General features: G+C 41.1%; 9 protein-coding genes and 1 tRNA gene. 2 read left to right on the top strand and 8 right to left on the bottom strand.

The window, feature by feature from the left end; translation table 11 throughout:
• The first annotated feature begins 374 nt into the window (after window positions 1–374).
• Both M1D52_RS08420 and M1D52_RS08415 read left to right on the top strand, forming a co-directional pair.
• Window positions 375–1,487 (top strand): helix-turn-helix domain-containing protein, encoded by a 1,113-nt coding sequence (locus M1D52_RS08420; protein ID WP_437392196.1) that lies wholly within the window; start codon window positions 375–377, stop codon window positions 1,485–1,487.
• A gap of 337 nt (window positions 1,488–1,824) precedes the next feature.
• Entirely contained in the window at window positions 1,825–2,772 is a 948-nt protein-coding gene (locus M1D52_RS08415) for a hypothetical protein (RefSeq protein ID WP_130858491.1), read from the top strand.
• Between the two features lie 85 nt (window positions 2,773–2,857).
• Here M1D52_RS08415 and M1D52_RS08410 read toward each other — a convergent pair whose 3' ends face one another.
• The 8 genes from M1D52_RS08410 to M1D52_RS08375 form a co-directional block, all read right to left on the bottom strand.
• Entirely contained in the window at window positions 2,858–3,499 is a 642-nt protein-coding gene (locus M1D52_RS08410; RefSeq protein ID WP_377610940.1) for a DNA alkylation repair protein, read from the bottom strand.
• Between the two features lie 223 nt (window positions 3,500–3,722).
• Window positions 3,723–4,562 carry an SRPBCC family protein gene (locus M1D52_RS08405; protein ID WP_377610942.1) on the bottom strand — a complete coding sequence of 280 codons (840 nt, stop codon included), beginning with the start codon at window positions 4,560–4,562 and terminating at the stop codon, window positions 3,723–3,725.
• Entirely contained in the window at window positions 4,562–4,885 is a 324-nt protein-coding gene (locus M1D52_RS08400) for an ArsR/SmtB family transcription factor (RefSeq protein WP_242627407.1), read from the bottom strand. Before M1D52_RS08400 ends, M1D52_RS08405 begins: the two co-directional genes overlap by 1 nt.
• A 347-nt stretch (window positions 4,886–5,232) precedes the next feature.
• Window positions 5,233–5,306: transfer RNA gene (locus tag M1D52_RS08395), tRNA-Pro, on the bottom strand.
• A gap of 74 nt (window positions 5,307–5,380) precedes the next feature.
• Entirely contained in the window at window positions 5,381–6,529 is a 1,149-nt protein-coding gene (locus tag M1D52_RS08390) for a glycerate kinase family protein (protein ID WP_437392195.1), read from the bottom strand.
• Window positions 6,530–6,550: 21 nt separating this feature from the next.
• Window positions 6,551–9,595 (bottom strand): efflux RND transporter permease subunit, encoded by a 3,045-nt coding sequence (locus M1D52_RS08385; protein ID WP_149105989.1) that lies wholly within the window; start codon window positions 9,593–9,595, stop codon window positions 6,551–6,553.
• A gap of 140 nt (window positions 9,596–9,735) precedes the next feature.
• Complete coding sequence (locus M1D52_RS08380; RefSeq protein ID WP_437365737.1) at window positions 9,736–10,779, bottom strand: efflux RND transporter periplasmic adaptor subunit; 1,044 nt, start codon at window positions 10,777–10,779, stop codon at window positions 9,736–9,738.
• A gap of 4 nt (window positions 10,780–10,783) precedes the next feature.
• On the bottom strand, window positions 10,784–12,148 hold the full coding sequence (locus tag M1D52_RS08375; RefSeq protein ID WP_130858496.1) for a TolC family protein: 1,365 nt from the start codon (window positions 12,146–12,148) through the stop codon (window positions 10,784–10,786).
• Window positions 12,149–12,153 lie beyond the last annotated feature (5 nt).

Raw genomic sequence — 12,153 nt, 5'->3', positions numbered from 1 at the left:
TTTTTTTATAAGACTCTAAAAGCTTCATATCGCAACAATAGTTTTTCATTGAACCCTTGCATTTTTTAGTTCGTTTGGATAAAATCGAACTGAACAAAATAAAGACCTATGTACTTTGGTAAAAACAACAATTATGACCAAGTGTAGCATCTTATTTTTGGGAATACCTCCTATCGCAATATCAAGCAGCATCGCTAAAGCACAGCATTATGATTACGAAATGCCTGCGTTAAACCGGTTGATGACCAAGATTGATAGTGTCATGCAGAAAGAGCACCTGCCAGGATTAACAATTGGGTTATGCCAATCTGGAATATGTAATTCATACTTTCACACAAATACCATAAATTTACGAAAACAGTCCAAAATATCTAATGTCTGAAATAAATACCTTAGCTGCTTTTTATGCCTTTTCGGGCGGAGCATTATGGCTATTAGGATCCCTGCTCTTTATTGGATTTGATAAAGTAAATACCCAAGCCAACCGATGGCTTGGGGCATTCTATTTTATTCTGGCATGCAGTTTTACGCAACTTTTTCTGGAAGAATTTGAAATAGGTGGCAGTTTCCTTATTCATCTGCTCGAACTACCAAGATGGGCGATGCTTCCCTGTCTATATATGGCAGTAAGCGGCTACGTGTCCCCATCTTTACCAAAAAAAGATAAGCTTCTCCACTTCGTTCCTTTTTTGCTTTTCCTTGTATTTTCTTTGGTGTACTTAATGCCAAAATTCTTTAATGGGCAATACCATCTGCCGATATTACCTCCGTGGATCGGCTTTATCGTTCGATATTTTTCTTTTGGCCAGATGGTTTATTATTGGATCGTCTGTTTCTTGTTGCTCCGTCGTCACCAAAAGAATATAAAACGAGTTTCTTCTTTTACCGATAAAATAGATCTGGAATGGCTAAGATATCTATTGATTTCCGTGTTAGTTTTGATTTTTATCCGCATACTGAGCATATCCAGCATTCACGTAACTTATTACTCCCCAATCCTTTATTTTTTAGGAATAATTCTTTTGGCCTATTCAACGCTGTCTCAGAAATCAATTTATGCTATCGAGGCATATCAACCGCCGGAAAAAGACGGAATTGCACCCCAGAAAGTGTTAAATGAACGGCTTACCGCAGAACAAGTGGAGGAGCTCAAATCCATCGTTACGAGAAAAACAGACAGTGAAAAGTTGTACCTCGATCCAAGTTTGACACTTTCAGTGCTTTCCGGTAAAATTGGCATCAGCACCCATGAACTCTCTTATGTTCTCAATAACGGGCTTGGTAAGAGCTTTTATCAGTTTATAAATGAGTTACGGACCGAGGAAGCAAAATCATTACTCTTATCAGAAGACACCAAGCATTTAGATATGCTCGGTGTTGCAATCAGAGCTGGTTTTAATTCCAAAACTACATTTTATACCACCTTTAAAAAAGCGACTAAGCTCACACCTAAAGAATACATTAAAGCAAATTCAAAGACTAGTTGACAGCAATTCCGTTCATTTGCATCCACCCGAACTTCTTCTAATCACTGAAGGGTTATCATTGCATCATAAGATAATTACGAAATACGCATGTTCGAAAAACACAAGCGCATGCGTATTCCATATGACCATTAAAAAATAAATCATAATCGGATGAATCCAATGAACAAGTCTGCAATCGCTCCAAAAGATTCGTGTGGTCATCGGCAGCATTTTATTCGGAAACGTATTTCTTGCAATAAGCTGTTTTGCACAGCCCCCCGGCCGTACATTGCCTTCCCACTTATTTTTTTATTGAATGATAAAGAAGCGACACAGGTCTCATGTTTCGAGACGATGTATGGATCAAAGCAAAATAGAAGGTTATGATATGGAAGATTTTAATCGAATTTTCGTCATTTGGTATATATTAGTCGTTTGGACAGCTGATGGAATAGCACAGCAAGTGACGGACGAAAACTTCAATTATTCGGTTTCCATCCCTATGTACGGGGTTGGAAATGGCCCCGTAATATTATTTGATGAAGCCCATAATAATGCGTCGACATTGAAGGGGACCTATGCCGCCTTTGGTAAACTGCTAACAAGTGACGGTTATCAGGTAGTAAGCAGTAAAGAAAAGGTGACTCTAGAACTTTTAAAAAAAGCCGAGATCTATGTAAGCGTCAATGCGATGTATGATATGGAAGACTGGGATTTACCGGCGAGGTCGGCCTTTTCCCAAGACGAAATAAATGAACTCTGCCATTGGGTAGCCAATGGGGGAAGCTTATTTCTTGTAACGGATCATATGCCCTGCGGTGCCTCGGTCAATGAACTAGCAGGAAGATTTGGAATCAACATACTAAATGGCTTCGCTATTCGAAAGGATGGTCGGCCAGAGATATTTTCAAAAGAAAAAAAAACACTTATTTTAAATGAGATTACCAATCGTCCCGGTAAAAAAATCGATAGCATTATGTGCTGGGGTGGAACGGGATTTATTGTTCCGACTCATGCCCATGTAATTTCTGTATTGGGCGACGATTACCGCATCTACCTCCCTAGCTATGTTTCCCAAATAAGAAAAAGATTATCAGACACTATTCCTTATATTTCTGGAAGAGGGTTAGTGAATGGCGCATATTTAGAATTTGGTAAAGGAAGAATTGTCATATTCGGTGACGGGGCACCTTTTTCAGCGCAGCTCCAAGGTGTCAAAAGTGAGAAAAGAGGCATGAATCATCCCGCAGCAACACAGAATGCCCAATTTCTGCTTAATATTATACACTGGTTAGACAGGAAATAATAAATGTAAAAACAGCTATTTCCAGTGCGGGTTTTGGCAACTTTTGTTAGCCCGCTATTTGTTCATCCATCTATACGCTACTCCTTTATTTTTTCAGCTTAGCTACTTGTATGGCTATTAATTTGGGCAAATAATTGGGTGTACAATTTTTAGCAACTATTTCATCTTTATACAGCCCTGTACGTTCTCCCAGTGCAACACATCTCGGACGATACTTCTCTTCAAAAATTCCGATTTGAGCCGTCGTGAAATTCATTGCCCATTGAACTTCAGGCACTTCTTTTTCGATACGTGCTTCAATTTTAGAAAGCAATTCTTCACTATTTGACGGTGGCGTTTGTCCAACCCAACGTAAACGAGCTTGGTAATACCAAAAAATTCGTCTTTGTAGTGAAGATTGACTGTTTTCCCAAGTTTCCATTAATGAAATAGTCTTTTTGTCTTTTGAAAGTTGGTTTGCCATTAACCAGTCTATTAGTTGAAGTCTTTCATCTTCATGATGTTGCTTCATGTCGTTATCCAAATTGTCAATGAGTTTTTGCGAGAGTTGCTTTTTGTCCATAATCAAAATTGCCAACTGTCGGGGTAAAAATTGGCCTGTTGACCAAAGCTCCAAAGCCAATTCGTGGTCTTTTTTTATCTCACCCGCAATTTTTCGTAGGTCTCCCAGCTTAGTTTTAGCATTGATCTGAGCCAAGATGTTTTTCGCTTGTGAAGAGAGTTCCATATCAATCTTTTTGTTTTCGGAGAAATAAACAATTTCTGACCCTGAATAACCGTCCGCTTACCTTGTTGTTCTCGATTCAGGAAAATATTTCTTTGTGTTTGTTTCGGTTGTATTTTCCATCTTAATTAGCCTTGTTTCCAAAGCTAAAAATCCAATAACAAAGGTGACGATAATCCCAATTATATACCCTAAATAATCCATACAGTAAGCTTGAATTTTTGTTTTATTCTTTTTCGGAGAGTTCCTTGATAATGTTTATCGCATCATCCCACATTTTCTGATGAAACGGAATATCGCTTTTTGCCATTTTACCAACTTCAATGGAAAGTATGTATCCGTCTTTATCAGGAACGATACGATACTTCTCATAGTAATCGCCTAATGCGGTTTCGGGTTTCTGTTCCACATCATCATAGTAATGCAGTTGTAAATATTCTTCCGGTCTATGAACTTCTACTACTCCAGTTGCACCGATATTGTTTTCTGCATCTCTCCAAATAATTAGCGAGCCTTCATTCCAATCTGTTTCTGCAATCGCACCTCCACCAAATGCTGTTCCCCATTGATTATTAGGATTAAGAACAATATCCCAAATATTTTTCAGACTTGCCCGAATGCGAATTGACTTGTTAAAGCTGCCTGTTTCCACAAAATTGCGAAGCGATTGCCCAAGGATACTTTCCCAACCCTCATTGAAATCTGCTTTTTCGAAGTCAGGATGCGACAGAAAGCTGTCCGTACCTGAATGGGTCAGTTTCAAACGGGTTTTGTTCTCGTCTTCACTAAACAACTCAAATGTTACTAATGATTGTCCCTCATAACCCTCATAGCTCCAAGTATAAGCAATTTTTGTTATTGGCTTAGCTTCCACAACCTGACACTTGTGCAAATATATTTTCCCCTCGTTTTCTGCAGAAAATTGAAACTCAAATCCAACTTCTGCTTTGAAGTCGGATACGTCAAAATACCACTGTTTCATTTGGTCTTTATTCGTAAGAGCTTCCCAAACTTTTTCCATCGTGGCTTCGTAAATACGTTCGATTACTACTATTTTCTTGTTCATTATTTTGATCTTTTATTGTTGTTAAGAAATTTGCCCAATGCGTCCAATTTGCTTTCCCAAAACTGTTTGTACTGTGATACCCATTCGTTTATTTCGTTCAGTTTTTCCAATTTTGCTTCGCAAATCCGTTCACGTCCTTGTTGCTTCATATTTAGCAAACCACATTCTGCTAATATTTTTAAATGGAGTGATATGGCTTGCCGACTTACATCAAACTGTTCAGCAATGGTGTTGACATTGACAGGTTCTTTTGCAATCATACCGATAATAGCTCTCCGTGTCGGGTCTGCAATAGCTTGAAATACATCTCTTCGTGTCTCCATAATATGCAAGTATTTGCTTGCAAATATAAAAGCAAGCATTTACTTGCGCAATTTTTTTTATACTTAATTTCAATTAATACCTTGGAAGCATAACTTATTAGCCATTAACGGATAGCAATAAATCGAGCAATATGCTTACGTGCTCGACCTCCATTCCATTGACAGAAGTTGGGTATAGGAAGGGTAGCAGGATTACCTCGCTGCGCTCGGTGATCCTATAGGTGAGGATGACAGACAAAAAGCTCCGCACTACGTGCTTGGCTTTTGTTGTTTTACAACTCGCTCAAGCAAGCTTGGCTCGTTGTAAAACAACAAAAGCCCTTGCTTTCGCAAGAGCTTTTTGTCCGTCGGGGTGGCAGGATTCGAACCTACGACCTCCACATCCCAAATGTGGCGCGATACCGGGCTACGCTACACCCCGATCTTTCCATTTAACAATCGTATTCTTTTGTAAACGGAGTGCAAATATAGAATTTGTTTTCTAATAAATAAAATTTATTTAACAGTTTTTTTTGATGCAAATTGTAGGAACTTTCCTATCAATTTGCCGGTGCGTTCTAGGTTTTCAGCAGTACATTTTTTTAGTTCCTCAAGGGACACTGCTCCATGCCCCGTTGGAATTAAGATATCAAAATAAGTGTCCATTTGTTCATTCGTTTGCAAGGGGACGTTACCGGCTACTCCGATGACAGGTAGTCCCAAGGCTTTCGCCCTATATGCCACACCGAAAGGGCCTTTTCCATCCAATGTTTGTAAGTCAATAGCCCCCTCTCCTGTTATCAGCAAATCGGCTTTGATGAGCTTTTTATCGAAGTCCGTCACTTTCAAGAAATAATCAATCCCATTCAATAGCTCGGCATCCAACATAGCCCACAATCCCGCAGCCACCCCACCTGCTGCACCACCTCCTATTAACCGACCGGCATCTTTGTTTAGCTGAGTTGTCCAGATATAATTCAAATGCTCTAAAAAATCGTCCAATATCTCCTGTTGTTCCACGGAAGCACCTTTTTGTGGTCCAAATACAAAAGCGGCCCCGTTGCTCCCTAGCAGCTTGTTTTTTACATCTGTTAAAACAGTAAACCGGCAGTATTCAATTTGCTTGTCTAATCCCGACAAATCAATTCTATCAAGTTTCAAAAGTTCCAATGGAGATACCTTTAGCTCCTCCCCCTTTTTATCTAGAAACTTGGCGCCCATTGCGCTTAATATACCACAAGCTCCATCCACGGTTGCCGAACCTCCTACACCTAAAATAATATATCTTGCACCCCTGACTAGAGCATCCTTTATCATAAGTCCGGTTCCCTGACTGGTTGCCTTCATGGGATTTAGTTCATTGTCGGCTAGCAATCGTATCCCCGATGCATCGGCCATTTCAATGTACGCAGTAGCAGTCTTCTGATCATAGCCGTAATTGGCCTTGATTGGCCTACCTAAAGGATCAATTGTATTAACTTCAACAGTATTCAGACACAGATGTTTGATCAGCAACTTCATGGTGCCATCGCCCCCGTCTCCAATTGGAAAACAGCTAAGGGAACATATCAGCCCACTCTCTTTCAGGCCTTCAGCCAGTGCAATGGCTGCTTGATCGGCCGCCAAGCTATTCTTAAACGCATTAGGTGCTATGAGTATCTGCATAACTATTCTTTTGCCAGGCTGTTAATCAATTCGTGGCGGCATGAGTTTATATACGACCGGTGTTATGATCCGCGACAGAAGGGTCGAGCTAATTAATCCGCCTATCATAACAATAGCCAAAGGCGAAATGAGGGGATTACTCGACCAAGCAATCGGTAGCAAACCGCCAATGGCTGTTAAAGTCGTTAATATAATTGGCAGAAAACGGATCTCCCCTGCCTTCTCAATTGCCTCATTCAATTCCATACCTTCACGCCTGAGTTGATTGGTAAAATCCACCAGCAAAATTGTGTTCTTGACCTCTATGCCTGCTAACGCCACAATACCGATCGTGGCTACAAAGGATAACGTGTTACCGGTGACCAGCAACGCCAGTACCGCCCCGACGATACCTAATGGAATAACCGAAAGAACAATAAGCGTACTCTTGAAGGTCTTGAACTCCAATACAAGTACTGCAATAAAGAGAAAAACGGTAACCATAATGACAGTTCCGAATCCACCGAATGACTCTTGTCTACTTTCTACTTCACCACCCATTTCGTAGTGGTAACCGGTTGGTAGCTTCATACTATCCATCTTCTTAATTACCTCATTGATAACCCGGTCATTTAAATACCCTTTCTTAACAAACGCATTAACCGAAATCGTTCGTATCTTGTTGATGTGATTTATGCTGACAGGCGACGACTCAAAGCCGACTTCGGCTAATTGCTTTAATGGTATAGCTACGCCTTGTACATTGTTTACGTAAAGATTATTTAGTACCGATAAATCCGGATAAGCCGCTCTTGGCACGCTAAGGCGTATACGGTAGTCGTCATCGTCTGAAGCAGGATTTGTATAAGTAGCTAAATCGATACCTGCCAACGCCATACGAATTGTTCTATCGATGGAAACACTAGGCACGCCAAGACTTAGTGCTTTTTCCTTGTTAATGCTTAAACGAATATCGGTTTTATAGTTCTTAACGGGGTTATTCACATAAATAGTCCCTTCTGTTTCTTTTAAAGTTTGTTCAACATGAGCGGCCAACGATCGTAAAGTGTCTAAATTTTCACCAAACAAACGAACTTCAACCGGTGATATAATGGGCACGCCTTGCTCAAAATCTTTTACTTCTACCTTAGCGCCCGGGTACGGCGTCCACGCATCTCTTAACCTTTCGATAATGGCGACCTTTTCATCTGATTTAACGTCACTCCTAAGTTGAACGAAAATTTCAGCAAAGTCGGTGCGCTGATTTTGTTGGGCAACGTTATAGTAAATACGTGGGTTACCTTTGCCCACATTCGCTGTATAATACTGCACTTGAGGAATCGATTTTAATTCTCGTTCTATTTGTCTGGTAATGCTATCGGTATAAAATATACTTGCTTGCTGTGGTGCAGAAATATCAATTAAAAATTGTGGCTTCTCCGATGCCGGGAACAAACTGAAGCCAATGACAGGAATCAAACCCAGCGAACCAATGAAAATGATGCCTGCCACCAATATCGCGATCCACGGTTTTTTAAGCGCCTTATCCAGCAAGACGGCATAGGTTCCGTGAATGATCCGTTGAAAAGCCCTTAATACAGCATTTCCTTCCGGGTTCTCATGCGCTTTCAACAAACGACTTGATAGAAAGGGCACAACCGTCAGCGCAATAATCATCGAGGCAATGACGGTGCTGATAACGGCTACCGGCAAACTTCTAATGAAATCACCGGAAGCTTCCGGCATAAACATTAATGGCATAAAGGCAATGACCAGCGTTGCCGTACAACCCAGAACCGCCATAGCAATTTGCCCTGTTCCTTTTATCGCAGCATCAAGCCTTGAATGTCCTTCCCGCAGCCATCGTTCTATGTTTTCAACCACAACGATGCTGTCGTCCACCAAAAGTCCCAGTGCAACAACAAAACCAACGATACTTAATTGGTTTAAACTGAAACCAAAAATATGTAAGAGCACTAAACCAATGGAAAGAGAAAGAGGTATCGCTATCATCACGACCATGGAAGCCCGATTTCCTAATGGCAATAAGGTAATTAAAACCAATGAAACAGCAATTAAAAAATCAATACCCAAACCGCTCAAGCGATGATTAACATTCTCCGCCTGATCAAAGTGCAGCACCAAATCCATGTTTTTTGGCAAGCTTTGCTTAAATTTTTCAATAACAGGCAAATAAGCCTCTTGCGTTTTGCTTATATTTTCACCGGATTTCTGTGCCGCATTAATTAACAAGCAACGGTAACCATTTAGGCGGGTAATGTGGTCATCAGGTGCAAAGTCCGGATAAACATCCGCAACATCCTTTAACAATACATTCTTCCCTTCGCTACTAAATACAATCGTATTCCCAATCTCATCGATACTTTGGTAGTTACCGCTGGTTTTGACACTGAAGGACTTCCCTCCACCCAATATGCTACCGCCCGGAATATTAGCGGCTTCACTTTGAACCGCTTCCATCACCGTGTTAAGTGGAATATGCATCTGCGCCAAACGATCGGGGTGGACATCTATGCGCACCAGCTGCTCGGGCAAACCACTTATTTTCACTTCTTTGAGTGACGGAATCTTCTCCAATTCATCTTGTAGATTTTCGGCTACTTTCTTTAATGCCTTTCGGGATGCATTTTGGGATATTAACGCCAACTGAACAACATTTACCCCGCTGGGTTCCACCTTCTGAATGTCTATATTATAAATATCTTGAGGCAACTCTGCGCGTAATGCTCCGATTTCCCGCACCAGCTCCTGATATTTACTATCGTAATCACTTTCAAATTTATACTCCACCGTTAATACAGCGAGCCCATTTAAAATGGTAGTTTTAATCCGCTTAATATCATCCAAGCCATATATCTTCGTTTCCATTGGCTTAACCACCAGTTCCTCCATATCTTTTGGACTTGTCCCGGGATATACCACTACCACCGGAAACATAGGCGTTTGCATTTCCGGATCTTCTGCCCTTGGCATGCTTAACATAGTGCTTATGCCCACTACTACCACCATGATGACCATAATCAAGGTGAACTGGCTGTTCTTTATTGCATACGATGAAAGGTTCATTTTTTTTAGCTTTCAGCAGTCAGCAATCAGCTTTCTGCTACTTAACGAATTCCTGCTCTACTACTTAACCACTCAACTACTTAACCACTCAACTACTTAACTAATTAACCACTCAACTACTTAACCACTCAACTACTTAACTACTTAACCACTTTAATTGGTGACCCATCTGTTAAATAGGCACTTCCTGAAATAATCAACGATGGGGTGTTTTCCAATCCCGCTGAGATTGACACCGTATTTTGTTGAATAGCATCTACCTTTACCTCAACCTGCCTAGCTGTTTTTCCGTCATTCGTAACGAAAACAAAAGCCTTTCCGGCATCGCCATCTAAAATAGCGTCGTAGGGTATTTGCCAATGAGACGCATCTTCCTTCGTCTGTATGACAGCTTGGGCAAACATACCCGTACCGATTTTTTTGCCGTAATCACCCGGAAGAAGTTTAAGCATAATGGTGAATACACCGGAAGCGGGGTCGATCCCCTCCGATTTTTTATAAACCAGCGCCGCCACCTTGTTCCCAAGCACTTCGGAAGAGATAATAGCAGAATCACCGACCGCTATACGCGACCACTGTTGATCACTCACACCTACTTTCAACTGCCAATCGCTGCCCCCCGTCCTATTCAACTGAAGCACAGGACTTCCCGGACCCACAACTTGCCCGTCATTCACAAAGCGTTTCAGCACATAACCTGCTGAAGCCGCCCTAATCTCAGTTTGATTTCGATTATAATTGGCTGCCCGCAATTGCTCTTGGGCAATTCGAAGGGCAGTTTCGGCATTCTGTAACTGTTCAAGGGTAGCCACACTATCTTTGAATAAGGCTTGCGCCCGCTGAAAATCACGTTGTGCTTTTTCCTCAGAAAGCTTAGCCTGTCCGACACTCGCAGCAACCTCTGTCGGATTCAACGTTGCCAACAATTGACCGGTTTGTACGGCATCACCCTCTTTCACATATATCTTACTAACTACGCCACCATTTTTAAAAGAAAGAATCGCTTCGTTGTCGGTTGTAAAAACGCCGGATGTCTTGATTTGCTGTCCTACCGATTTCTGAGATAATGTTAATAATTTTACGGGTATCGTATCCTCACGGAGCCCATCGGCCGATCGATCGCTGGTGCTTTTACAGGAAACAAAAGCAACCAGAAGTACTAATAGAGAACCAAATCTATTCATAACCTTATTTTTTTAATGGATAAGTGGCTGTTTCCCTTTCCAACTCCGCGGCAGCCAACAAGACGTTATATTTATTAATGAGTGTAGATAATTGAGCGGTGGTTAATTGATTTCTTGCGTCAATTGTTTCAATGTATGTATTAGAACCTACTTTATACCCCTTTTCAATCAGCCGTTGATAAGACGCGGCAGCCTCTAATTGCTTTAAAGAAGAGTGATAATTCTGCCACGCGGCAATCAGATTGTTCTTCGCGATCCTCGAGCTCACTTCCAGTTGTTGTTGCACATGCGCTCTATTAAGAGATGCGTCAGCCAACTCTAATTGCGACTGCTTGATTTTTATGCGGTTTCTATTACCGGTGTATATAGGCAAATCAAATTGCAAACCAACCATCAAATAACGCGATTGATCGTTGAAACGCATTTGCTCCGCTTGGGAGCCCAAATCCAAAAATCCGCTGATCTTAGGAATGGAAAACTTTTTGTTCATCTTAATGACATTTTCATTGATAGCTATCACTTGTTGAAGTGATTTCAACTCCTCACGTGACTGAATATCAGGATCTGCCTGTAACAGAACAGTTGCTTTTTCCAAGGCCGCATCAGCATTATACAGAGTATCTATGAATGTCTCTCCTTTTCTGTTGAGTAATGCGTTAAAATATAACCGAGCGTTTATTTGTTGTTGCTCCGCCTGGGTAACCTGCGATCTTACCTGCTCGATTTCGCTGTTAGCGCGAAGCACATAGGCCGGTAGTCCTTTACCGTTTGCCAATAGACGTTCGTTAACCCGCTTGGATTCCTCAGCCAGTTTTAATGCCGATTCATATATTTTTACAGCTTGGTGTGCATTTAAAAAGTTGAAATAGGCCGACTTAATATTTTTCACCAATTCACGCTCGTAAGTCTGCACCTCAAATTCTTGTAAATGAACCTGTTGCTCATTAATCCGCTTATTGTATCCAATATCCGTATTAATAATGGGTACCGTCGTTCTAATCCGAGCGTCATAATAGTTCTTTGGCAAAAAATTGATCGATTCGTTCTGCAGCTGAGGAAAGTTTTGAGAATTTGTCAATTGATTCAAGGTCGTATATACCGGGTTCATCAAATCACCTAAAGGCAATAATATATTTCGACCTCCCGAGGCCGTGCTATAAGTTGCCTGAAGAGCAACGCTTGGCTGGTACATACTCTTTGCTGTCTGGAGAGCCAACATCGCCTTATCCAAGGAAATGTTTTTTTGCTTGAGCACTAAATTGTTATGTCTTCCCTCCTCGATATAAGCATCTAACGTACTGATTTGCGCCCTCGACAAGAAGGGGATCAGTAACACTAAACAACAAGTTATTATAAACAGTGTTTTCATTATTA

This window comes from Olivibacter sp. SA151 (assembly GCF_054130995.1).
This window is presented reverse-complemented; position numbering and strand designations above follow the sequence as displayed.